Source organism: Cecembia rubra, from assembly GCF_003014575.1.
In the GTDB taxonomy this organism is placed as follows: domain Bacteria; phylum Bacteroidota; class Bacteroidia; order Cytophagales; family Cyclobacteriaceae; genus Cecembia_A; species Cecembia_A rubra.
Map to the genome: position 1 here is coordinate 240,262 of NZ_PYGF01000004.1, position 24,858 is coordinate 265,119.

Annotated in this window: 23 protein-coding genes; 15 read left to right on the forward strand and 8 right to left on the reverse strand. The window is 38.6% G+C overall.

Going from position 1 to position 24,858, the window contains the following annotated elements:
* Positions 1 to 29 precede the first annotated feature (29 nt).
* A complete protein-coding gene (locus tag CLV48_RS09705; RefSeq protein WP_106567076.1) occupies positions 30 to 1,823 on the reverse strand; it encodes a tetratricopeptide repeat protein in 1,794 nt (597 codons plus the stop codon).
* A 72-nt stretch (positions 1,824 to 1,895) separates the two neighbouring features.
* Here CLV48_RS09705 and CLV48_RS09710 point away from each other — a divergent pair, with 72 nt between their 5' ends.
* Positions 1,896 to 2,114: a PspC domain-containing protein gene (locus CLV48_RS09710; protein WP_106567077.1), complete on the forward strand. Its 219-nt coding sequence runs from the start codon at positions 1,896 to 1,898 to the stop codon at positions 2,112 to 2,114.
* On the opposite strand, the gene CLV48_RS09715 is transcribed toward CLV48_RS09710, so the two are convergent.
* The gene (locus CLV48_RS09715) at positions 2,111 to 3,103 is read right to left on the reverse strand and encodes a glycosyltransferase family 2 protein (RefSeq protein WP_106567078.1); all 993 of its coding nucleotides are present in this window, start codon (positions 3,101 to 3,103) and stop codon (positions 2,111 to 2,113) included. The two genes, CLV48_RS09710 and CLV48_RS09715, sit on opposite strands and share 4 nt — an antisense overlap.
* On the reverse strand, positions 3,103 to 3,435 hold the full coding sequence (locus CLV48_RS09720) for a YbaB/EbfC family nucleoid-associated protein (protein ID WP_106567079.1): 333 nt from the start codon (positions 3,433 to 3,435) through the stop codon (positions 3,103 to 3,105). The genes CLV48_RS09715 and CLV48_RS09720 overlap by 1 nt, the downstream gene beginning before the upstream one ends.
* 213 nt (positions 3,436 to 3,648) lie before the next feature.
* Here CLV48_RS09720 and CLV48_RS09725 point away from each other — a divergent pair, with 213 nt between their 5' ends.
* On the forward strand, positions 3,649 to 3,930 hold the full coding sequence (locus tag CLV48_RS09725) for a hypothetical protein (protein WP_106567080.1): 282 nt from the start codon (positions 3,649 to 3,651) through the stop codon (positions 3,928 to 3,930).
* Positions 3,931 to 4,090: 160 nt separating this feature from the next.
* Here CLV48_RS09725 and hisS read toward each other — a convergent pair whose 3' ends face one another.
* On the reverse strand, positions 4,091 to 5,458 hold the full coding sequence (gene hisS / locus CLV48_RS09730) for a histidine--tRNA ligase (protein ID WP_106567171.1): 1,368 nt from the start codon (positions 5,456 to 5,458) through the stop codon (positions 4,091 to 4,093).
* A gap of 88 nt (positions 5,459 to 5,546) precedes the next feature.
* On the opposite strand from hisS, the gene CLV48_RS20545 reads away from it, so the two are divergent.
* Entirely contained in the window at positions 5,547 to 5,690 is a 144-nt protein-coding gene (locus CLV48_RS20545) for a hypothetical protein (RefSeq protein WP_165389816.1), read from the forward strand.
* 302 nt (positions 5,691 to 5,992) lie between these two features.
* On the opposite strand, the gene CLV48_RS09735 is transcribed toward CLV48_RS20545, so the two are convergent.
* Positions 5,993 to 7,141 carry a DUF4221 family protein gene (locus CLV48_RS09735; protein ID WP_106567081.1) on the reverse strand — a complete coding sequence of 383 codons (1,149 nt, stop codon included), beginning with the start codon at positions 7,139 to 7,141 and terminating at the stop codon, positions 5,993 to 5,995.
* A 448-nt stretch (positions 7,142 to 7,589) separates the two neighbouring features.
* Positions 7,590 to 8,105 carry a metallophosphoesterase family protein gene (locus CLV48_RS09740; RefSeq protein ID WP_106567082.1) on the reverse strand — a complete coding sequence of 172 codons (516 nt, stop codon included), beginning with the start codon at positions 8,103 to 8,105 and terminating at the stop codon, positions 7,590 to 7,592.
* 73 nt (positions 8,106 to 8,178) lie between these two features.
* On the opposite strand from CLV48_RS09740, the gene CLV48_RS09745 reads away from it, so the two are divergent.
* Both CLV48_RS09745 and CLV48_RS09750 read left to right on the forward strand, forming a co-directional pair.
* A complete protein-coding gene (locus CLV48_RS09745) occupies positions 8,179 to 8,604 on the forward strand; it encodes a rhodanese-like domain-containing protein (RefSeq protein WP_106567083.1) in 426 nt (141 codons plus the stop codon).
* Positions 8,605 to 8,725: 121 nt separating this feature from the next.
* Positions 8,726 to 9,703: a pyruvate dehydrogenase complex E1 component subunit beta gene (locus tag CLV48_RS09750; protein ID WP_106567084.1), complete on the forward strand. Its 978-nt coding sequence runs from the start codon at positions 8,726 to 8,728 to the stop codon at positions 9,701 to 9,703.
* Between the two features lie 144 nt (positions 9,704 to 9,847).
* Here the strand turns inward: CLV48_RS09750 and CLV48_RS09755 are convergent, their stop codons facing one another.
* Positions 9,848 to 12,361: a TonB-dependent receptor gene (locus tag CLV48_RS09755; protein ID WP_106567085.1), complete on the reverse strand. Its 2,514-nt coding sequence runs from the start codon at positions 12,359 to 12,361 to the stop codon at positions 9,848 to 9,850.
* Positions 12,362 to 12,614: 253 nt separating this feature from the next.
* Between CLV48_RS09755 and CLV48_RS09760 the strand changes: the two genes are divergently transcribed.
* From CLV48_RS09760 to CLV48_RS09800, 9 genes are all read left to right on the forward strand, one after another.
* Positions 12,615 to 13,688, forward strand: coding sequence for a sensor histidine kinase (locus CLV48_RS09760; RefSeq protein WP_106567086.1), 1,074 nt, complete (start codon positions 12,615 to 12,617; stop codon positions 13,686 to 13,688).
* Positions 13,685 to 14,425, forward strand: coding sequence for a LytR/AlgR family response regulator transcription factor (locus CLV48_RS09765; protein WP_106567087.1), 741 nt, complete (start codon positions 13,685 to 13,687; stop codon positions 14,423 to 14,425). Before CLV48_RS09760 ends, CLV48_RS09765 begins: the two co-directional genes overlap by 4 nt.
* 161 nt (positions 14,426 to 14,586) lie before the next feature.
* Positions 14,587 to 15,063, forward strand: coding sequence for a nucleoside deaminase (locus CLV48_RS09770; RefSeq protein ID WP_106567088.1), 477 nt, complete (start codon positions 14,587 to 14,589; stop codon positions 15,061 to 15,063).
* A 17-nt stretch (positions 15,064 to 15,080) separates the two neighbouring features.
* Positions 15,081 to 15,611 (forward strand): hypothetical protein, encoded by a 531-nt coding sequence (locus CLV48_RS09775; RefSeq protein ID WP_106567172.1) that lies wholly within the window; start codon positions 15,081 to 15,083, stop codon positions 15,609 to 15,611.
* Between the two features lie 136 nt (positions 15,612 to 15,747).
* On the forward strand, positions 15,748 to 17,010 hold the full coding sequence (locus CLV48_RS09780; RefSeq protein ID WP_106567173.1) for an NAD(P)/FAD-dependent oxidoreductase: 1,263 nt from the start codon (positions 15,748 to 15,750) through the stop codon (positions 17,008 to 17,010).
* A 130-nt stretch (positions 17,011 to 17,140) separates the two neighbouring features.
* The gene (locus CLV48_RS09785; protein WP_106567089.1) at positions 17,141 to 19,555 is read left to right on the forward strand and encodes a TonB-dependent receptor; all 2,415 of its coding nucleotides are present in this window, start codon (positions 17,141 to 17,143) and stop codon (positions 19,553 to 19,555) included.
* Between the two features lie 62 nt (positions 19,556 to 19,617).
* The gene (locus tag CLV48_RS09790) at positions 19,618 to 20,037 is read left to right on the forward strand and encodes a DsrE family protein (protein WP_106567090.1); all 420 of its coding nucleotides are present in this window, start codon (positions 19,618 to 19,620) and stop codon (positions 20,035 to 20,037) included.
* Between the two features lie 78 nt (positions 20,038 to 20,115).
* Positions 20,116 to 20,940, forward strand: coding sequence for a ZIP family metal transporter (locus CLV48_RS09795; RefSeq protein WP_106567091.1), 825 nt, complete (start codon positions 20,116 to 20,118; stop codon positions 20,938 to 20,940).
* A gap of 9 nt (positions 20,941 to 20,949) precedes the next feature.
* On the forward strand, positions 20,950 to 22,719 hold the full coding sequence (locus CLV48_RS09800) for an SLC13 family permease (protein ID WP_106567092.1): 1,770 nt from the start codon (positions 20,950 to 20,952) through the stop codon (positions 22,717 to 22,719).
* Positions 22,720 to 22,730: 11 nt separating this feature from the next.
* On the opposite strand, the gene CLV48_RS09805 is transcribed toward CLV48_RS09800, so the two are convergent.
* Positions 22,731 to 23,489 carry an LOG family protein gene (locus CLV48_RS09805; RefSeq protein WP_106567093.1) on the reverse strand — a complete coding sequence of 253 codons (759 nt, stop codon included), beginning with the start codon at positions 23,487 to 23,489 and terminating at the stop codon, positions 22,731 to 22,733.
* A gap of 119 nt (positions 23,490 to 23,608) precedes the next feature.
* Here CLV48_RS09805 and CLV48_RS09810 point away from each other — a divergent pair, with 119 nt between their 5' ends.
* Positions 23,609 to 24,535, forward strand: coding sequence for a sugar phosphate isomerase/epimerase family protein (locus CLV48_RS09810; RefSeq protein ID WP_106567094.1), 927 nt, complete (start codon positions 23,609 to 23,611; stop codon positions 24,533 to 24,535).
* Positions 24,536 to 24,858 lie beyond the last annotated feature (323 nt).

The window sequence follows — 24,858 nt, forward strand, 5'->3', positions numbered from 1 at the left end:
ACACTTAAAAAATTCTTTAGTAAAACCACTTAATCGAACAACATTCTAAACCCTTCTTCTTGATGATAAGGAAAAAACAAAACATCCAACAGGGCTCTATCCTTTAAAAATTCAGACCTTTCGATCGCTTTTCCCAAATTTTCAAAAAGCATAGCCTTATCCCCTGTAACCGCAGCAATCATCGCCAAACCATAAAAACCATATCCATACTCTCTGTTTGCCTGAACACTTTCTTCAAATGAAATCAAAGCGCTCTGTAGATCCCCGGCCAGAAAATAGGCCAAGCCTTTATTAAAAAAGTTAACTTCATTTTCTTTTGATTTCACCAAGCGGATCGTTGCAAGTTTATAATCCCCATTTATGATGTCCAAGGCTCCTCTCAAGCCTTCATTTATCATCAAAGTCTCGCTACCTTCCCCAGCTTCCATTCCGGATGCTTCAGATATGGCCAAATAAGCATTAAAATATTCTCCCTTTAAAATCAATGCCCTTCCAAGGTTGTGCCACGCTATGGAACTCTTGTTGATTTCGAGTGATTTTCTGAACATCCAATCTGATTTTTCAATAAGCTCTCTTCGCAAACCTAAATCCAATTCTCTCTGAGCAGCATTCAAATAAACTACTCCAAGGTTATTATAACTGGATTCTGTAGGAAATATATCGACCAACCTAGAATAAATCGCCTCCTTATGGTCAAGCTGATTACTTGATTGTGCCATATATATAAGGTGTTCGACAGTATAGCCCTCTAATGAATTTCCTTCCTTCACAACACTCAGATCTTTGGATGCCATCCGAGAACCAGACAAATTTTTATCTTCGAGCTCCACCTCTATTTTGGCTCCTCTTAATTTAGGAAAAACTTCCCTGTTCACTATATTATATGTCTTAAGCTGCCTCATCTTCCTAAGTTGGGACTCAAAATCTGTCTTTTCCAGAATGACAGTATAATACTCCTCGATTTGGGTAGGGTTTAAGCCTGGAAAATCCCCAATAAGCATCCTGAAATCAAACCAATCTTTATTCCTGTAATCAACTTCTATTTGGTCTGCCTTTACCAACTTTTGTTCTGTCAAAACACCTTTTAAATGAACAGCCCTTTTGCGGGACAAGTTTGGATCCGCCAACTCTTGGTTTTCAGGCGATACCAACCCGATTACACGTATTCTCCTGATAACTTTTCCCTGTTCTCCTCTTTTTAATAAATTAACCAAAGCTGAAGGCAGGTTTTGGGACTCCAATTGGTCAGTACCTAATTTGAAAGGAATTGTAAATACCCTAAGATCGACTGGATTGATGCCTGATAAATCACTCGTCATATATAAGCCGATAGGAGAAATCGGCTCATCCGGGGTAATTTGGCCCATTCTTGCCAATAAAGGTGAAGTATTCAAACCTTGCGCAATATTTTTTTCAGGAAGAGCATATCTGGAACCTTCCCTCTCCAACTCTGCCTGTAAGACTAAACTCCCACTTTCCATTCCTTCCAAATATGGAAATATTATGGCCTGGTCAATCCTGGATTCCGATTGCCCACTTGAGGAAGCCTCCTCCTTCTCCAAAACGAATCTTCCTAACCTGAGGAAACTGTTTCCATACTGATACTCTGGATAAAGTATAAGGCTTGTTCCTGTAGGCAAGCTTTGCAATGGAATCATGCCTAAAATCCGTACGCGGACAGAGTCTCTGTGAAGTACGAGGTATTCTGGCTGGGCCTTAATTCCATCCAATAAATTTTCATATTTGTTTAACTTGGGACTACAACCAATTAAATTGGCAAAAAGCAATAATGACAGAAAAAAAGTTGGCAGATTTTTAAACATTTGATTATGAAATGAATTTTGAACTTTATTAGATTTATTTACTAAATTTATCCTTTCAAAGGACCAGCTATTATGAATAAGATCAAACTGTTTTTAGAAGAGCGTGCATTTGGAGTCTGCTCCAGGTTAGGAGAGAAATTAAACTTCCCCGTGGATAGCATCCGCCTATTTTTCATTTACAGTTCATTCGTAACCCTTGGCTCTCCCATTATTTTGTATGTATGCATGGCCATGATGATGAAAGTTAGAAAATATTTGAGAAAGATGAACAACCCTGTCCTTTTCGACTAGGCTTCAGAATATTTTTTCTTCCCCTTGATGTAAAATGTCCATAACAGGAATTTTACTTTTCCATTACTTCTTATGCCCTCATTGGATGAATTTTTTTGATCAAAAGACATTTTGAAGAGGTCGCTGTGCGCTTTATATACCATAAATGCATGCCTGAACGTACCTTTTATCAAAAAATTAAATCCCGCAAGAATATCCAAAACTATCCTGATGGAATATACTATTCTCCATTGGCCTTTTGAAAGATTTTTTTTCAGAGTGGCAAGGTTATTCCTAAAATTCAGATAAGTCTTTTTGGGGTTGGAATGGGAAAGTGTTGCACCCCCCACATGAAAAACTTTTACTGTACTGATATATCTGAAGGAATAGCCCCTTTTCCTTATTCTCCAACACCAGTCTATCTCCTCCATATGAGCAAAATAGGATGCATCAAACCCTCCAGATGCATGAAAAATTTCCGCCCGAATTGCCATACAGGCCCCGGATATCCAATCAACCATGATCTCATCATCATATTGGCCGTGATCCTCCTCCACAATATCAAAAAAACGCCCCCTACAATAAGGATAACCAAAACGGTCAATAAATCCACCAGCCGCACCTGCATGCTCAAAAAAACCCGGACTGTTAAATGACAATATTTTACCCTGTACCCCCGCTACATTTGGCTTATCCTCCAGAAAAGAAACAAGATTGACATCCCAGTTGGCAGTCACTTCCACATCAGAATTCAGCAAAACGTAATATTCAAAACGCCCCTTAACCTTATCTAAGGCTTGATTATACCCTCCTGCATAACCATAATTGGTATCTAGGGAAATCAAATGCAGTTCAGGGAAATAGGACTTCAATAGAGCTACTGATCCATCTGTACTTGCATTATCTGCAACAAAAATTGGAAAAGTAGAAAATTGAATGACAGAGGGAAGAAATTTTCTCAAAGTCTCCTCCCCATTATAATTCAATATGACAATTGCAGCCTTTTGCATCAAAACATATTACCTAAATCCATTCCTGGGATATTAGGCATCATCCCGTCTGTCGCCGACTTCATCTCCTCTTTTATTTTTACTTCAATTTCCTCCAAGGCTTTGTTTGTAGCTGCGACTATCAGGTCTCCAAGCATTTCTTTATCTGATAGATTGACCAAAGAATCATCCATTTGAATCCCGACCACTTTACGGCTACCATTTACCATTACTCTGACCATTCCCGCTCCAGCCTCTCCTTCTGCCTTAAGGTGAACCAATTTGGCCTGAACTTCTTTGATTTTGGCCTGTGCCTCTTTCACCTTATTCATTATACTCATCAAATCAAACATATGCTTTTCATTTTATTCCCGGCAAATATAAATCTTTTTTGATGCACAAAACTGAAATACATAAACACACAATTTATTCCGGAATTCCCCGTTTATAAAAACAAAATTCCTTTAATAAAAACTATAAGGAAATTTAATGGCCACAATGAAACCTTTTTCAGAATTTTTAAGTAATTAAAGTTCAAACCGACAATCAATTAACAAGGCCTAATTATGAAAACCGTAGAAAAAATCGAAAAGGAGCAGATCAAGCAATTAAAATTTTGCAGAAAAGAGGTGCTTGCTGACAAGGATGCTAGAAAGAAGAGGGACTTTGATTTGATGCGGGCTCAAGCATTAGGAAATCTTCTGAAAAACAAAGTAAGCATAACTTTTGAAACAGCAGATGAAAAGGTATATCAGGTCCAAACCACTATCTGGGCAGTAGGATCTGAGTTTGTCTGTCTGAAATCTGATATCAGCATCCCCATCAATTCCATCATCGAAATTGAATGATCGCATTGTTCCAAAATAAAAATCAATGCGTTTAGTTAAATTAAATGAAACTGCCTTTTCCAAAGTTCAGATGCGCCTTAAGGTTTTGTATTCAGGCTAGTCTAAACTTTGGAAAAGATTTAATTTTTTGAATTGCTCAACCCGAATTAAAGAGTAAAAACTAACAGACTCTTGAAATCATTTCTTCTACACTGAGAACTTCCTGTTCTCCTGAAATAAGATTTTTGAGACTGACATTTTTCTCTTTGATCTCATTGTCTCCCAATATCAGCACATAGGGTATCTGCTTCTTATCCGCGTAAGTGAATTGTTTTTTGATTTTTGCCTCATCTGGATATAATTCAGAAGCAATCCCTGCCTGCCTTAATCGGTTCAAAATTCGAAGCCCATAATCAAAACCGCTTTTGTCAAAATAGGTGATTAAAACCTTGGTCTGATCAGCATGTTGCTCAGGAAACAAACCCAACTCCTCCATCACATCGTAAATCCTATCCACACCAAATGAAAAACCTACTCCGGAAACACCTTCCAATCCAAATACTCCTGTAAGGTTGTCATAACGCCCTCCCCCACTCACTGAGCCAATAGAGACATTGTGGACCTTTACTTCAAAAATTGCTCCAGTATAATAGGTAAGCCCCCTCGCCAAAACCACATCAAAATCGACATGATCCTGGGTTTCTCCAAAAGTTTCCAACAGCTGGATAACTTCTTGTATTTCCTGCAAACCTTTTAAGCCTGTTTCTGAGCTGGATAAAAAGCCCTTTAGAAAATCCAATTTTTTGTGGTTGTCCGCTTTTAAGGTGATGATGGGACTCAGTAATTCAATCGACCTTTCTCCAAACCCCCTTTGATTCAGTTCTTCCTGAACTTTTTCCCAACCTATCTTATCCAATTTATCTATAGCCACACACAATTCACCTTCCCGACCTTTTTCCCCGATCACCTCAGACAATCCTGTCAATATCTTCCTGTTGTTGATTTTGATGCTGTAATCAGTAATCCCCAACTTGGAGAAAACACGTTTGATCATCAAGAGGATTTCCAACTCACATACAAGGCTATCGGTACCCACCACATCCGCATCACATTGATAGAACTCCCTGTATCTTCCCCTTTGTGGCCTATCGGCACGCCAAACAGGTTGGATTTGATAACGCTTAAAAGGGAAGGTAATGTCATTTCGGTTCATCACCACATACCTGGCAAAAGGCACAGTCAAGTCATACCTAAGGCCTTTTTCAGAAACTTTAGGAAGCATTGCCGATGTCCCCTTTTCCAGGTCAGAAGGCTCCACATTCTTCAAAAAATCGCCACTGTTCAGAATTTTAAAAAGCAATTGATCCCCCTCGTCCCCATATTTTCCGGTTAGGGTACTGAGATTTTCCATCGCAGGTGTTTCGATCTGCTGAAAGCCAAAAAGGCTGAAAGTTTCTTTGATGGTGTTTAGGATATAATTTCTTCTTGCCATCTGGACGGGTCCGAAATCCCGGGTTCCTTTTGGCAAACTTGGTTTCTGAACGGACATGATTATTTTATTTTGGCCAAAGTTAAGTAAAATCAAAATTTTATTGTAATTTTGCGCTTCATTTGAGATCACATAAACAGATAATACGATGGCTGTTACTACTTTAAAAAGAAAATTGAGAAGAAAGAGGCAAGGTCAAAATACAAGGGTAATCAAAATCAAACAATTGAGCGCCAAGCCGGTAATTAAGAACGTGGATATTGAAGAGCTAAAGAAAAGCTTCGAAAAGTAATCCTCCTTTTCTCATAAAAGAAATTTAGGGCAGCATAAAAATGCTGCCTTTCTTTTTGTCAATTTTTAAATAATATGATTGTCCGCTTTCATGCCAGTAGAATAATCACAATAGAATAAACCTAAGATTTCAAACCAATATCAATGAATAACTTGTCCGCCGAGGCGGATCCAATATCTATTAATATCAGGTTGAATTAAGACCCAATTTAAATTGGTTACTTGTCTAATTGCGGATATACATATTAAAAATTACCTGTGCTGAAATTATACAGTCTAGCTAAAACCTGTTCCAATAAAAATTCAATCAAACTTAAAAACCTCAAATACTGCCACATCATCAGTTTCTTCATTTTCCCTTTGCAGGGCTAAACCATTTTGAGTGACAAAGTAAGCCCCATATTGAATTAAATACTTTCCCTTAGGCATTGCATATTCTTTTTTGAATTTGAGGTCTCTGTCAAAAACCATAATGGAATAATCCCTTTCCAAATTTTCAAAATCAAGTTGAAAGATATCAAGGAAATTATTTGCAATAGGATGGCCAACAATTCTATAAAATTCATTTGTATAAGGATTGTACAGGAAATTCAGGAAAACAAAGTTCGAGGTATAATTGGATGAAATGTCTCTCATCTCGGAAAGTGAAGGTTTTTGTCTCAACTCTTCAGGCAAAAGTCCTCTCTTAAAGATTAAGCGATTGTTTTTATCCCCATTTCCGCTTAGGTTAATTTTTTCAACCAATCTCCAGTTAAGGTCATATTTATATACTTCATTTAAATTTGGCCAGTTTACATAAAAAAAATCACCAACTTGTTGATAAGTCCAATATAGGTACTCAAAAATACCATAATAACCATCTACAAAGTCATCCTCTACCTGAATCCCCACTTTTAGAGATTCTTCAGCCCAATCATTAAATTGAACCCTTGAGGGAATGCCTTTTTGAGCAACAAAATAATTTGGAATTTCAATATGGCTTTTTGAGATTACCGGTTCAAGATACCCTGGAATAATATGGGGTTTCCCAAAGACTGAACTGATTTTAACATTTATTTTACTTTTTATCTCCCCATCATAATTGGTAAGAAAAAGATCATTGACCTCATTGATCAAAAAAATAGAATCTTTATTGACGTAAGAATATCCGGAAATTTTCCGAAAATCAAGGTTGGGGTCATAGGTAATCGATTTTTCCAAACTCCCCTCATCCAACTCATAAAAATCCAACCTGTTTAAATTGTAATTTAAGGTGATTAATTTCTGTTTGGAATTTTCAATAACATACTGCGGGTAAAGGATTTTATAGGAAGACAAAGAATCAATTCTCAATTCAAACCTTTTTAAAGGTAAAGGCAATCCCAAGAGGTTTTCAAATTGAGCTTTTTTCTCTGAACAACTGCTACTCAAAAATAAGATGAGTAAAGAAAAGAAGAATAATTTTCGTTTCATTGAATATCACAATTAAGTAATTTAAATGGAATTAAATGGCCATCCTTAAGCAGGGTGGCCATTCGATTAAAAGTTTTTCCTGCATTTACACCCGCACAAGTGGATGCTAAATCATACCTGCTATTCCACCAACTTCTTGCATCCACACAGGCTATTATTTGATTCCCCAAACAATATCCATCATTCTTTCCTCCGTTTCTTGATTAACATTGAGCATTTAGAGGTTGTAGAAAAAACTGAAAAGAACAACCCAAAAGCGACGAATAAATAATTTGCTTTTTCATGATTTTTTAAAATTGCAATTAAAGATAATTACAAAATGAAAAATTTCTCCTGACTTAATTCAATTGCCCTTCTCCTGATATCAAAAAAAATAAAAAAAATAACATATGACCAAAAAATTTTTAAAAATACTCCCTTTAGAATTAGATTTTAATTAGGAGCAGAATTAAAAACTTAAACTATTTCCTCCCCTCTTACCCAATTCTACTACCCTGAGGTTTTGGATTTTTCCATCTTGGACTTCAAACAGCAATAGCGTTCGCATCACATGAAAGCCTTGCTGTCCGATTGCCCCGGGATTCATATAGAGACAATTTAAAGAAGGATCAAATTCCACCTTACAGATATGCGAATGACCGCAGACAAACAATCCCGCTCCATATTTCCTGATCTTCTCCTTTACGCCTTTGGCATAACGTGGCGGCTTCCCGCCAATATGGACCATAAATACCTTTAAGCCTTCCAATTCAAACAGCAATTCATCCGGATACTCCCCCCTCATCTCCAAACCATCTATATTTCCGGTAATGATGCGCAGCTTTTTATCTTTGGGTAAGACCTGACCAAGTTGAATGTCCCCGATATCACCAGCATGCCATATTTCATCTACATCCTGCAGGTAGGAAAGCACCTTTTCATCTATATAGCCATGGGAATCAGAAATGAGCGCAATTTTCGCCATAAAGTGTTTGGGAATGATTTATTACATAGATTTGTTAGGATACAAGGCTAAACATTAAAAACCAAAACATAAAATGAAAACACCATCAAAGCATGTGAAAAACACCTTGATGCTCTTGTTCCTTATCATCGGTATTTCGATGTCCCAAAATGCAATAGCCCAGGAAGGAGCTCCAAAATTGAGCCCAGATGAATTTCAGGTTCAGGCTAAAAAACACAAGAAAAAAAATGTAATCCTTGATATCAGAACACCGGAAGAAGTTGCAGAAGGTTATATTGAAGGTGCTGAGTTTGTGGATTTTTTAGGAGGAAACTTCGAAACGGAAATTCAAAAACTCAATAAAAAGAAAACCTACTATGTATACTGCCGGTCAGCAAGAAGAACCATTCCGGCAACAGAAAAAATGAAAGAACTGGGTTTTAAAAAAGTATATATGCTCGAGGGAGGGCTGAACAATTGGGTTGAAACGGGAAAACCATTAACCAAATCCCCTAAATAAGCCATTGGGATAAATAAATCCTGCCTTCGTGATTTTGATGAAAATATCCCCCCAAAGACCAAAGCTTGTTTTGGATTTGAGGGATTAGTTTCTATTTTTACGGCCGAAAATATTGTCTATAATGAGAGTTATCCAATTCAGAGAAGCTTTAAGAGAGGCTATGTCCGAAGAAATGAGACGCGACAAAAATGTGTTTCTCATGGGCGAGGAAGTAGCAGAATATAATGGAGCCTATAAGGTATCCCAAGGCATGTTGGACGAATTCGGTCCTGACAGGGTTTATGACACACCAATTGCAGAACTTGGTTTTGCTGGTCTTGGTGTAGGTGCAGCCATGAATGGTCTGAGACCCATCATTGAGTTCATGACATTCAATTTCTCCCTGGTAGCCATTGATCAGGTAATCAACTCCGCTGCCAAAATGTACGCCATGTCTGGTGGTGCATACAGTGTACCTATTGTATTCAGGGGCCCAACTGGTAATGCGGGACAATTAGGAGCTACCCACTCTTCTAATTTCGAAAATTGGTTTGCCAATACTCCAGGACTGAAAGTAGTAGTTCCTTCCAACCCTTATGATGCCAAAGGTTTATTGAAAGCCTCAATCAGGGATAACGATCCGGTTATTTTCATGGAATCTGAATTGATGTATTCTGATAAAGGAGAAGTTCCGGAAAGCGAATACTTGCTTCCAATTGGTGTGGCAGACATCAAAAGAAAAGGGAAAGACGTTACAATCGTTTCCTTTGGAAAAATGATGAAAGTTGCCCTGGAATCAGCTGAGGAACTTGCTAAGGACGGTATTGAAGCAGAAGTGATTGACTTAAGGACAGTTAGGCCAATTGATTATGCTGCAGTGGTAGAATCTGTAAAGAAAACCAACAGGTGCGTGGTGGTAGAAGAAGCTAACCCATTGGCGGCTATTTCTTCTGAGATCGCTTACCATCTTCAGAGAAATGCTTTCGACTACCTGGATGCTCCGGTGATAAGAGTCAATTCTATGGATGTTCCATTGAGTTATGCACCAACATACATAGATATTACCATTCCTAATGTGAAAAGAACTTTGGAAGCGGTAAAGCAAGTAATGTACAAATAAATAAAAGTCCTTACTTTAAAATATCAAAAGCCTGGCGGTTATAACCTCCAGGCTTTTTTGATTTATGAAAGAATCAGGGGCAATAAAAAAACCGCCACGCAAATTCGTAGCGGCTTTTAAAAACAATCAATCTATCAACTTTCTTTAATTATTATTCATATTGGCAGCCCCGTTGCTTTCTCCACCTTCTTTTATGTCATCATTGGTAACACCCCTTCTTTTTCTTCTGGAAGGCTCCATACTCAATTTTCCGATACGGTAATTGAAATTGATTTTAAAGTTCATATTTCTCATGCCCATGACACTTTGCTGCATGATAGTCGGAGTGCTCAATTCACTTCTGATCCTGAATTCTGTGGTGAAGAAATTCTCAGCACCAAATCCAATGCTACCCCTTTTTTCATTGAATTGCTTATTGAGGTTCAGACTGTACATCCCAAATCCACCAGCAAAACCCTGCAATTGAACCTGTCTACCTCTTGCAAAACTGAATGCCTGTAACTGCCAGTTGTTTGGAAGCGAATAATTGGCAAACAACCTACCGCTCAACACAAAACCCTGGTTACTTGCCGCATATAAAGGATCCGACAATCCATTATTCAAATCAGCAAAATAACCATCAATACTTCCGTTCAGGGAGAATTTTCCTGAAAGATTGATATTGGAGAATATTGAGAATCCATAAGCTCTTTCCTGTCCTATGTTCTCAAATGTAGTGAAAATCACATCATCATCCATTACTGTTCTTACCGGTTGAATAGAACCGGTAGTATTCCTGAAATAGGTGGTAAAATTGATGGTCATTCCCTTGGTAAAGGTGCTATAGGACAACTCATAATTGTCTGTCAATTCAGGGTCCAACAATGGATTTCCTTGAGAAATCTGTTGTGGGTTCGCCGCGTTGATATTTGGGTTAAGGAAGTTGAGGAACGGCCTTTGCACCCTTCTGTTGAAAGCAGCTTTGATCATGTTGCCATTACTTAATTTCCGGCTCAAGTTTAAACTTGGCACAAATAGACCATAGGAAGGTATCTCGGTATCAAGTTCAGAATTTCTGAAATCTGCTGTAATAGCTGTGTATTCATACCTTAACCCTCCTTTGAAAGAGTAGTTCTTCAAGAAACTGCTCGTATAAGAAGCATAAGCAGCTGTTACATTTTGGTCATAGCTGAACTCATTGGAGAAGGCAGTGTCATCAATCTGCACAAATTCTCCATCTGTACCCTGACCAATAAAGTATGCGAAATCACTTTCAGCTCTTCTAAGAATATTCTTCGCACCATACTCAAGGATTTTACCTTTAGCTATTGGGTTGACATAATCCAATTGAACTGTAAACTCCCTATTCCTGCCCAGGTTATTATTTTTTATCCTGCTGGCTACATCCTCAAATGTTCCATTGTAGATGCTGTTCACAAAATCATTGGTCAGGTTATTCTGGCTGAAAAGGGAAGAAATACTGAATTCTTTCATTGGCTTTTCATACGTCTTGGTATAGTTGAAGTTGACATCCACATTGTTGTTGAGATTTCGGATATCCACATCTCTTAATATCGATGTCAATAATTGGTCCTCTAAATAGGTATCAGTCAAAAGGCCATCCTGCTTGTTGTTCATATTCCTGAGACCAAAGCTCACAGAAGCAGTCAGAAAGTTATACTTATCGATATCATAATCCCATCCGAGGTTATACCTTCCAAACATCATGTTGCTTCTGGTGTCAGCAGACTGCAAAATATTGAGGGTAGTTCCATCGGCATTCGTTACCATTTGGTTGTTATCGAATGATCCAATGATATTATATCCTGCCCTTCCAAAGCCTCCTAAAGTCCAGCCCATTTTGCCCTGCTTCAAGTTGGCATTAAGGCCCAGGTTTGAGCCCCTGAGACCTGCACTACTGTTGATGTTCAAAGTGGCACCCTGAAGGTTGTTTTTCTTGGTTACGATATTAATGACTCCACCTGTTCCTTCCGCGTCATATTTTGCAGATGGGGAAGTAATTACTTCTATTGATTTGATTTCTTCTGCGGGGATCTGTTTTAAAGCATCAGCCACATTGGATGCTACAATGGCAGATTGTTTGCCATTGATAAGTACAAGGATGTTGGAACTTCCTCGCATGGACACATTCCCGTCCATATCCACTGAAAGCATTGGTACCCTTCTCATTACATCAGTAGCATCCCCTCCAATTAAGGTTTTGTCGTTTTCAGCATTATAAATGGTTCTATCCACCTTTTCCTCAATCAGGTCACGCTGTCCCATTACAGTCACTTCTTGCAGGGCCACTGCCTCTGTGGAAAGACTGATGCTTCCAAGTTCAATGGTGGGTTTATCCGGTCCGATGCTAATGGCAGGAGAATTAAAAGATTCAAATCCCATAAAACTGATCTGTACCTGATAAGTCCCTTCTCCAAAATTGGCTATCACAAATTCACCCCCAAAATCCGCAACTGCTCCTGCTACATTCTTACCAGTTTCGGCATCTATCAAAGCAACTGCTGCATAAGGAATAGGCTCTTCCTTTCCTTTTTCAATAACTTTTCCTGAAATCCTATATTTTGGCTTGTCATTGACCTGACTTTGTGCCTGAATTGGCTGTATAGCCAACAAAAAAATTATCATCAGAAAAGGTAATAATTGGTTTAAAATTTTCATTGTATTTGATGTGGATAGTTTACAGCAACAAAGGAATAAGGAAGTAAAATCAAAAAAAAACAGAATAGACCGTATGGGATATTTCATCGACAAATGGTGAAAAACTACTGATGAAAGCAATTTCCCTTTCTTGATCTCCTGCTTCATCCTACATTTCTGATGATTCGTCGGCTGAAACCTGAATTTGGCAGATTGCATAAATAATGCAGGAATATTTGTTTTAGTTTTACTGAAAATCACCTACTTTAAATCAATGGAAACCAGCGGACTCAAAAAAAACATTACCATTCTGATCCATATTTTGGCATGGATGGTCATTGGCCTGGTATTATTTGTATTATCCCCCCTGTCAGCTGGTGTAGGGAGGCCGATTGAATTTTGGATCAAGCAGGGAATCATGTTTTCATTTTTAATTGGTATTTTTTATTTCAATTACCTGTACCTGATCCAAAACACCCTATTCAAAAATAAAACTCCACTTTTTCTAGTCATTAATCTGATTACCGGAATAGTTTATGTTGGTGTTTTGGTACTTTATGATGACTTGGTGGGAATGGCTGAAATCATGCACAGGACTTTTAGACCTAATGTCCCATTTGTGCCCCGGCCAAGAAATTACTACTGGGATGTATCCAATCTGTTGATTTTCTATATGTCCACTGGAATCAGCACTAGCATAGCAGCCGTTCAAAAGTGGCAGGAAGATGACAAAGTTCGTCTTAAATTGGAAAAAGAGAGAACCAATTCCGAGCTATCCTACCTGAAGGCCCAAATCAACCCTCATTTTTTCTTCAATACATTAAACAACATCTATTCCTTGACCAACATAGATGTAGATAAAGCAAAAACTGCATTGCTCAAACTCTCAAGAATGATGCGGTATGTACTTTATGAAACAGAAAAAAACCAAACCCTACTTTCCAAGGAATTGGATTTTATCCATGATTTTATTGAGCTGATGCAAATGAGGCTGACCAAAAAGGTGAAATTAGATATTCAGCTACCAGAAAAAGTGGAAGAAGCAGAAATCGCTCCCATGTTATTACTCCCCTTTATTGAAAACTGCTTTAAGCATGGCATCAGTTCCCAGCAAGAAAGTAATATTATGATCCACTTGGAAAAAACAGGTAATGAATTACACTTGGAAACCAAAAATCACATTTTTAAGTCAAGCGAAAATACTCCTGAAGGTGAGGCTAGCGGAATAGGCCTGATCAACACACAAAGGAGATTAGATCTATTGTACCCTGGCAAATATGCTCTGACCATTGATAAAATCAATCCTGAAAATGAATACAGAGTTCACTTAATTCTGAAAATAAAATGAAAATCAGGTGTATTGCTGTAGATGACGAACCATTGGCCCTGGACCTTATCAGCAATTTTATTGAAAGGACCTCATTTCTTTCCCTGGAAGCCAAATTTGATAATGCCATAGAAGCATTGGGCCATCTTAATCAGCATGAAATCGATTTGGTATTTTTGGATATTCAAATGCCGGATTTGTCCGGAATGGAACTTGCAAGAATCATTGACGGGAAAAGAAACCCTGCCACACCAAGAATTATTTTCACCACCGCCTACAATCAGTTTGCAGTTGAAGGATATAAAGTAGATGCACTTGATTATTTGCTCAAGCCTTTCAGTTATGAAGAGTTTTTAAAAGCCTCTACAAAAGCTTATCGGTTTTTTGATCAGCAAAAAAGACAAAACACAGAGAAGATTGGTCAGGAAGTCAACTCTGATTATATATTTCTAAAGGTAGAGTACCAGTTGGTAAAGGTGATGCTTCAGGAAATCACGCATATTGAAGCCTATAAAGATTATGTAAAAGTCTATCTGATAAATAAAAAAAATCCCCTCCTTTCCCTCACCAGTATGAAAAACATGGAGGAATTGCTTCCCAAGGAAAAATTTATGAGGGTACACCGGTCATTTATTATCAATCTCGACCATATTGACTCCGTAGCAAGAAATATCATCCATATAGGTGAGCATCAAATTGCTGTAAGTGACAATTATAAAGATGCTTTTGCAAACTTCCTCGGCAAATGGCTTGGCTAATTTTTTTGAAATTTATCATTGGTATTTCCTACTTTCTCTTCTACAAAATTCCATTTCCAATAAGGTTCTGCCTGCAAAAGGAAATGAAATTCCGAACATTTTTTTTATTTTAGACGTAGCTTAAAGTATACAAATTCAATATTGAAAGATTTTCTGCATATATGACAGAAGAACAAAAAGGCTATATGAAAATGGCCATTGAAATTTCCAGAATTGGAATGCGTGCTGGCAAAGGTGGTCCATTTGGATGCGTGATTGTTAAAGATGGAAATATAATCGGATCGGGGTCCAACTCTGTTTTATCGACTAATGACCCCACCGCCCATGCTGAAATTGTGGCTATCCGAGAAGCATGCAAAACCCTTGGGGACTTCCAGCTTGAAGGATGTGAACTCTACACTTCATGCGAACCATGCCCTATGTGTCTCGGCGCTATTTATTGGGCAAGGCCGGCCCGAGTCTTCTATGCCAACACAAAAAAAGATGCAGCAGAAGCTGGTTTTGATGACCAATTCATCTATGAAGAACTCCAACTTCCTTACAACTTAAGAAAAATCCCCTTTGAACAGGGAATGCAAGAATCTGCCAAAGAAGTGTTCCAGGAATGGATTTTGAAGGAAGACAAAACCTTGTATTAACCAAAAATAAAAATACCATGAAAAAGGCAATCATTTTTATTGGAACGATTATCATTTTGACTTCCTGCTCCAAGGAAAAAAGTGTGGAAGAACGCTATCTCTATGAAGTGGATAAAGTAGTGGATATAGAGACCGGTGATGAATATATCATGGAGGAAGAAAATGAAATCATTGTGGTCCATACAGATGGAAGTAAAGAAATCATTCCCATTGAAGAAGCTCCGTTTTACGGAAGTACTTTGTCAGAGGATTATCTCCGCTATTTAGAAGAAAAAATGAGAGAGCGTAAAGATAAACTCTTGGAAGAAAAGAAAAATGAAATCAAGGCCATGAGAAGATCCCGTTATGCATCTATTTCTGATGAAGAATTGCTGAAACAATTCCAGAAAGGACATCAGGAAGGAATTGAAATGAGCCGACAGATGGATATGATAGCTGAATTAATAGAAAGAGGAGTAGTTTCATCAGAGGAAGCCCCTGACTTATTGGAAATATCCCCTGAACTTATAGACTTTGAAATAGAAATTGAAAAACCTATTGATAACTAAATCCCGGGCATCAGCTAAATACAGAAAAAAGGTTTTGGAATAGATCCAAAACCTTTTTTTAATGTGATGAAAATCACCTTTTGTGAAACATTTAACTGGTATTTTTAAATCAACAAAAAACAAAACCCATTTTACCATGAGCCACTTCCAAATACTTATTATTGGGGGAGGAACAGCAGGTATTACTGTTGCCGCCCAATTAAAAAGAAAAGATAAATCCCTTTCCGTCGGTTTGATTGAGCCATCCGAAACCCACTATTATCAGCCTGCCTGGACCTTGGTAGGGGCAGGAACTTTTGATTTTGAAAAAACGAAGAGAAAGGAAGCTGATTATATTCCTAAAGGAGTAGAATGGATTAAAGATCATGCAACGGGGTTTGAGCCTGAAAAAAACACAGTCCTTACAAAAAAATCAGGCAATTTCACTTACGATTACCTTATCGTAGCCCCTGGCCTAGTGATGAATTACGATCTTTTACCAGGCTTAAAAGAAGCAATGGAAACGGATTTTGTTGGATCGGTGTACACAGATCCGCAGAAATTCTGGAAAATCCTACAAAATTTCAAAGGGGGAAATGCTGTATATACCCAACCGACTACACCAATCAAATGTGGTGGGGCCCCGCAGAAAATTATGTACCTTTCAGAACACTTTTTCAGAAAAAAAGGAATCAGAAAGGAGGCCAATGTCATATTCGCAACCCCGGGTACTGTCATTTTCGGGGTAAAGGAAATAGCAGAAACCCTGACCAAAATTATAAAGAGCAGAGGGATTTATTTTAAACCCTTCTATGCACCAGTAAGAATTGATGGTCAGAAAAAAGAAATCACTTTCAAATATATTGCCCCTGATGTGGACAATTTGTCATCTGTAACAGATCCAAAACTTGGAGAATCTGTCACAGGAGATAAGGAAATCACCATCCAATATGATCTCCTCCACCTTGCTCCTCCACAGGAAGCGCCTGAATTTGTCAAAAAATCATCTTTGGTCTATCAGGAAGGTCCAAATAAAGGTTGGCTGGAAGTGGATATCAACACCCTCCAACATTTAAGATTCCCAAATATATTTGGATTGGGTGATGTCGTAGGCTTACCTACAGCCAAAACCGGCGCCGCAGTTAGAAAACAAGCTCCGGTCGTCGTAGGAAACATCCTCCATTTGATAAAAGAAAACAAATTGGCAAGTCCAATTTATGAAGGCTATTCTTCTTGCCCTCTGGTGACAGGATATGGCAAAATGGTCCTTGCGGAATTCAAATACAATAATGTCCGGGACAGTGATCCCTTGATCTCAAAATTTGTGGATACCACTAAGGAACAATTCTCGATGTGGCTCCTAAAAAAATATGGCCTCCCTTTTATGTATTGGAACTTAATGCTAAGAGGTAAGGCATAAGTCCTAAATCCAGCACAATGATCAGACATCCCATCGTTCTCATGAACATGGGATGTTTTTTTATTCCAATAGTGTAAATTCATATCGAAAATCGCCAGCTTTTTAACTATTTGCTGTATATAACCCTATCATGAGAATTTCTATTTTTCTTTGTTTTTATCTGACAACCTTCCATTCCTTCTCCCAAACTTTGGTAATCAAGGACTGGGAAAGCAAAAAGCCATTGGAATTTGTCACCGTTACAGATTTGGAAAGGAAAATTCTAGTAGTATCCAATGAAAAAGGTGAAGTGGATCTTAGTAGTTTCACTCCAATTGATAAATTAGAAATAAGGCTTTTTGGTTACCGAACCCTTACCAAGACCTATTCTCAGCTCCAAGTAGAAAATTTCACCCTGTATCTCAATCCAAGTGTGGTGAATCTCCAACAAGCAGTAGTATCTGCTACCAAATGGGAACAAAACAGGCAGGAAATCCCATCAAAAATCACAAGCACCTCTAAGGCAAACCGCGAACTGCTCAATCCCCAGACAGCTGCTGATCTACTTGGGATTTCGGGAGATGTTTTTATCCAAAAAAGCCAACAAGGAGGAGGAAGTCCTATGATCAGAGGATTTTCTACTAACCGTTTACTCTATTCTGTAGATGGGGTCAGAATGAACACAGCTATTTTCAGAAGTGGCAATCTCCATAATGTTATCTCTCTGGATCCTTTTGCAATAGAGAATTTGGAAGTTTTTTTTGGCCCTGGATCTATTATTTATGGCAGTGATGCAATAGGAGCCGTGATGAGTTTCCAAACCCTCAATCCTGAATTAGTAGAAAATGAGAATAAGAAGGTAAAGGGCAGCATAACATTAAGGGGCAATACAGCAAACAATGAAAAAACAGGTCATGTGCATTTAAAATATGGAGGAAGGAATTGGGCCGGAGTAAGCAGTATTACCAGGAATGACTTTGGGGACCTGAGGATGGGCAGTAGAGGACCTGAGGAATTCAAAAGACCAGTTATTATAGAAAGGGAAGATGGAATTGACCGGATTTCACCAAATCCCAACCCACTTATTCAGGTTCCAACAGGCTATCAACAGACAAGTCTGATGCAAAAAATAAGGTATGTGCCCAAAGACCGATGGGATTTCCAATATGCTTTTCATTATTCTGAAACTTCCGATTTTCCCAGATATGACCGGCTGATCCGGTTTCGCCCAAATGGAATACCGCGTTCTGCAGAATGGTTTTACGGACCTCAAATCTGGATGATGAACCACTTTAAAGTGAGTCATCGAAGCAATAGCAGATTTTTTGATCAAATGAACTTAAGCCTCTCGCATCAGAAGTTTGAGGAGAGCAGAGTTGACCGGAATTTCAATGACCCAATCCGACGAACCAGAAATGAAAAAGTAGATGCATATGCGGTTAATCTGGACTTCTTGAAAGAATGGCCTGAAAAAGAAACTAAATTATTCTATGGAGCAGAACTTGTTTCCAACAAAGTAAACTCAAACGGAACAGAATTAGATATACTTACGGGAATCTCAAGCCGGTCAGCTTCAAGGTATCCCAACGCCAATTGGGGTTCCCAGGCATTGTACGCCAATTTCCAGCAACGACTTTCAACAAAATCTCTGATCCAATCCGGAATTAGATACAACAGATTCACTTTGGATGCAGATTTTTCCCAAAACCTGGAATTTTACCCCTTGCCTTTTTCCAAAAGTAAAAATGAAAAAGGTGCACTGAATGGAAGTCTGGGATGGGTCTATACGCCTCAGGAGACTTGGATCTTTCATGTCAATGCCTCGACAGGATTCCGCGCACCCAATGTTGATGACATTGGAAAAGTTTTTGATTCTGAACCTGGAACTGTGCTGATCCCCAATCCCAATTTAAAAGCTGAATATGCATACAACTTGGAAGTGAATGCAGGCAAGATTATTTCAGAATCAATAATGTTGGACTTTACTACTTACTATACGAAACTTAACAATGCATTGGTCAGAAGGGAAGCTACTTTAAATGATAAGGACAGTATAATTTATGACGGAGAGTTAAGCCGGGTGCTCTCTCTTCAAAATGCAGCTTTTGTTGAAATAATTGGCATTCAGGCAGCATTGGAAGTTAAATTTGATAAAAATTGGACCTTTTCTTCAAAATTGAACATCCAGAAAGGCACCGAAGAACCTGAATATGGAACCAGGAGTCCCTCAAGGCATGCCCCTCCAACATTTGGTGTAAGCAGACTGGAATACAAAAATTCTAAACTCAGGGTGCAATTGTTCAGCGAATATGCCGGGGGATTCCGCTTTGACCAACTTCCTTTGGAAGAAAGAGGTAAGCCGGAATTATATGCTATTGACGAGAATGGCCGTCCATATAGTCCTTCCTGGGTTACCCTTAACTTGGTTTCTAAGTACCAGATCAACAACCTGTTTTTTCTGAGTGCCGGATTTGAAAATATTACAGATGTCAGATACCGTACATATAGTTCAGGTGTGGCTGCTCCGGGCAGGAATTTTACGCTTTCTTTGACAGCTAATTTTTAGTACCTTAAGTGATTAATTCCGCTGCGATTCTCCAAAGTCTTAATAAACTTTCCAACAATAATATGCACAAACTAATTATCCTACTACTCTTTATATGCTTGGTAATCCAGGCAAAGGCTCAAGTTGTCTCTAATTCAACTCATCAAATAATCTTTCAATTAACAGATGGAGACAGTCTAAGCCATTCCAAATTTATCCGACAGCTCCACAACATACTTGAAGCAGCACCGAATTCAAAAATTGAAGTAGTGACACAGGGCATGGGTGTTGACCTTTTGAGAAAAACTTCGAACCCCTTTGAGGAACAATTGATAGGCTTAAAAGAACATGGAATTGAGTTTGTTATCTGTGAAAATACCTTAAAGAATAGAAGCCTGAAAAAAGAACAGTTTTTGCCATTGGCAGGATTTGTGCCATCTGCCATTCTGGAGTTGGTAATCAAACAGGAAAAAGGTTGGATTTATATTAAGGCAGGGGGATAATATTTCAAAAATCCAAGAACATTTTATTGATACTTACATTCGTAATCTTCAAATTCTGTCCCCTAAACCAGCAAAAAAATGGAATATTTTGAGAGTTTGGCAATAGAAATCGGCCCAGTAAAATCTGCTTTATTGGCCACAATTTTCACTTGGTTGCTGACTGCATTGGGAGCCTCTTTGGTTTTCTTTTTTAAAACCATCAAACGATCAGTTTTTGATACTATGCTCGGTTTTACGGGTGGAGTGATGATCGCAGCAAGTTTTTGGTCATTGTTGGCACCCAGTATAAAAAATTCCGAAGCCCTATACCCCGATTATCCATGGATTCCAGCTGCAATTGGTTTTTTGATGGGGGGCCTTTTTATATTTGGTTTGGACAAACTCATGCCCCACCTCCATATCAATTTTAAAAAAGAAGAATCAGAAGGGGTCCGTACAGAATGGCATAAGTCCACATTACTACTTCTGGCAATAACTCTCCATAATATACCTGAGGGTCTTGCTGTCGGTATCTTATTTGGAGCGGCAGCACATGGTATTGAAGGTGCCAGTTTTTCAGCAGCTATTGCACTGGCTATAGGTATTGGAGTCCAAAATTTCCCTGAAGGCCTGGCTGTTGCCATGCCATTAAGGAGACAAGGTGTAAGCCGAAGGAATAGTTTTTGGTATGGACAGCTTTCTGCCATTGTTGAGCCGATTGCAGGTGTAGTAGGAGCTATTGCTGTTATCCATATGCAGGAAATTTTGCCTTATGCATTATCATTTGCAGCCGGTGCTATGATCTTTGTGGTGGTGGAAGAAGTGATTCCGGAAACACAAAGGGATAAATATACAGACCTGGCAGTATTGGGCTTTATGGGAGGATTTACGCTTATGATGATTTTGGATGTAGCGTTGGGTTAAAAAAGTATAATGGAAAAACAATTAGTTTTTGGAATATTGTTGATTGCGATTGCCCTTTTTGCTTGGGGAAAAATAAGGTATGATTTGGTGGCTATAATTTGCCTTGTCCTACTCGTGATTACCGGTGCACTCCCAGCTGAATCCGCATTTTCGGGATTTTCACACCCAGCAGTAATCACCGTTGGGATGATTTTGATAGTAAGTCATGGTTTATCCAAATCCGGGCTAATTGAATGGATGGCAAAATGGATGATGGAAAAAGAATTAAGTTTTGTACTTCAATTAGCCATATTGTGCACCATGGTAAGTATTGCTTCTGCTTTTATGAACAATGTAGGGGCATTAGCGATGACCATTCCCTTGGTCATCCATATTTCCAAGAAAAGTGGTCATTCCCCTTCTTACTATTTAATGCCCATTGCATTTGCTTCCTTATTGGGAGGTATGACAACATTGATAGGCACTCCTCCTAATATCATCATTTCGACAATTCGTTCCTCACATTCTGGATCTCCTTTTGGAATGTTCGATTTCAGCCCTGTTGGTATTGGGCTGACAATATTAGGGTTGATTTTTATTATTTCATTTGGTTGGAAATTAGTCCCCAAGCGCTTATCCTCAGGTGATGAAAATGGCAAGTTCAATATAGATGATTATATCACCGAAGTGATCATCACAAGTGATTCTAAACTAAAAGATGAACCAAGGAGTGCCATCCATACTTATACAAAGGGGAATATACAGATCCTGAACATCATCCGAAACAACCAAATGACCTATGCTCCGGGTAGAAAATTTGTATTCAAAGAAATGGATGTACTAACAATACAAGGAGATCCCGATGATATCAAAACATTTATTGATGAGTCAAAAACACAACTGGCAGCAAAAGAAAAGAACAAAAAAACAACTAAAGAAACTGAAGACATTAGTTTAACAGAGGCAGTTGTAAGAAATAATTCTATCATTGTGGACAGGACTGCCTCTGAAATGAATTTAAGCTATCGGTTTGGGGTTAACCTTTTGGCTATTTCGAGGAGGGATCAAAAAATTAGAAAAAGAATTGATCAGGTGGCTTTTCAGGAAGGAGATGTCCTGTTGGTTCAGGGTGAAACGGATAAAATTGACGAAGCACTTGACAGTATGGGATGTCTACCTTTAGCAGATAGAGGCATTAACCTTGGTCAGCCCAAAAAAATCCTGCTTACATTGAGCATATTTGGTTTTGCCCTGTTATTGATTTTAACAAATTTGCTGCCCATTGAACTTGCTTTTACCATCTCTGCCATTTTGATTGTCCTTTTTAAGATAATTCCTTTGAGGGAAGTATATACCGCAATTGACTGGCCGGTAATCATTTTACTCGGGGCATTCTTGCCTTTGGGAACTGCTTTAGAGACCTCAGGAGGAGCCAAATGGATAGCAGATCAGATACTACTACTAAAAGATACTCTACCCCCTTGGTTTCTGTTGGGATTAGTCCTCGTGGTTACTATGTTTTTATCCGATATTATCAACAATGCCGCTACTGTGGTATTAATGGCTCCTATTGGAATTGGTGTTGCCGAAGGCTTAGGGGTGAGTGCAGATCCTTTTTTGATGGCGGTAGCTGTGGGTGGCTCCTGTGCATTTCTGACCCCAATAGGACACCAAAGCAATGCTTTGGTCATGGGCCCAGGGGGCTATGCCTTTACAGATTACCTGAGATTAGGAATCCCTTTGGAGATCCTGATTGTACTGATAGGCACACCCTTGATTATGTTTTTTTGGCCTTTGTAAAGACTAAATCATCAGATGTTATTCTCCCCCAATATTGGCTCAGGGGCCATATCTGTCCTCCTCTTTAGTCCATATCCCTCTATCGCAAATTTTCGGATATGCGTCTCCATTTCATCCACAGAATCTGTCAACAAAAACAAGTCGAGATCCTTTTTATCTATGGTTCCATAATCTGCTAAGTGCTGGATATATTCATAAAGATGTTTGTGGAAATCAGAACACATCAAAACAATTGGAAATCTTTTCATTACTTTGGTCTGAATCAAAGTCAAAGCCTCAAAAAACTCATCCAAAGTACCAAATCCACCTGGCATCACCACAAAGGCAAAGCTGTATTTGGACAACAAAACTTTTCTGACGAAAAAATATTTGAAATTCATCCACCGGTCGAGATAGGGATTGGGGTGCTGTTCAAACGGCAGGATGATATTACATCCTATTGATTTTCCTCCAACATTTTTCGCCCCCCTATTGGCAGCTTCCATTATCCCTGGACCTCCTCCTGTCATTACTGCAAAGCCCATTTCACTTACCCTCTCCCCCACTTTCACAGCCAACTGATAGAATCGGTCGCTTTCTTCAAATCTAGCAGAACCAAATACAGTTACGCATGGGCCAATAAAATGAAGCATTCTGAAGCCCCTGATAAACTCCAACATGACTTTGACCACCATTTTAAACTCTTTCCATCTGGTCTGTGGTCCTGCAAAAAACTCTTCCTCTTCTGGGTTAACTAAAGGCGAAAATGATCTGGGTTTCTCTTTAAGCATAGCTAATATTATCAATTCAGGTTTTAAAAATAAGAGATTTGGCAATATAACGACAAGGAATGATGCTCAAACATAGAAATGAGGAATTTTTTGATTAATTTATTTCCAAATCTTTTCCAATGAACCGAAGAAAATTCATTCAAACCAGTTCAGCTATATTGGCTTCTTCTATAACTATGGGGCATGTTCCCGTCTTAAAAAATGTAAGCAAATTACGACTGGGAGGCCCCCTATATAAAAAATTCCTATCTCCGGAAGAATGGGCCCAAATAGTCAAGGGATATGGCTACCGGGCAGCATATTGCCCAGTAGGATTGAATGCTAGCAGGGAAGATATCAGGTCATATGAGCTAGCTGCTAAAAAACATGATATCCTGATAGCGGAAGTGGGAGCCTGGTCAAATCCTATCAGCCCTGACAGTAAAACAGCAGCAGAGGCTTTTGAAAAATGTACCAGATCCCTTCAACTTGCTGATGAAATCGGAGCAAATTGCTGTGTCAATATTGCCGGTTCAAAAAACATGGAAAACTGGGCAGGACCTCACAAGGATAATTTCTCTGATGAAACATTTGAACAAATAATAGAAACTACCCGGAGAATTATCGATGAAGTCCAACCCACAAGGACATATTTTACCCTCGAAGCCATGCCATGGGTATTTCCCGAATCCCCAGACAGCTACCTCAAACTGATCAAAGCCATAGACAGGAAAGGCTTTGGTGTACATTTAGATCCAGTGAATATGGTAGTCAGTCCAGCCATCTTTTTTAAAAATGGAGAAATGATCAAAGAATGTTTCAAAAAATTGGGGCCCTATATCAAAAGTTGCCACGCAAAAGACCTTGTGCTGAAAGAAAATACCTATATGCCGCAGTTTGAAGAGGTAATCCCAGGGCGGGGACTGATGGATTATACAGATTTCTTAACTGAGTTGAGAAATTATCCAGAAATTCCATTAATGATGGAGCACTTAAACAACGAAGAAGAATACAAAGAGGGGACTACCTATATCCAGATGGTGCATCAAAAAATCAAAGACACCTAAGGCAATCAAAAGGTATGTCTAAACTTCAAACCAAACTCAAAATTAAATAGGGAATTTTATACACACTATCAGAATATTATTCCAAATAGACTTTCATTGGACCCTTTATCAAAAAAAAATTTGCCTTTGAAGTTTTTTAAGTGATCAAAACAAGGCATTTCATCAGTTTTTTGTACTTTTTCCAAAAAGTGGTTAAAAAACAAACCATTATTTGAGATTTTTTTGAAATAATAACATTATCAGGTTGAAATATTAACCAAAAAAAAAGGAGTCTTTGCAAAAGACTCCAAGTGTGGGTTTATTTGTAACTGACTACAGCCGTA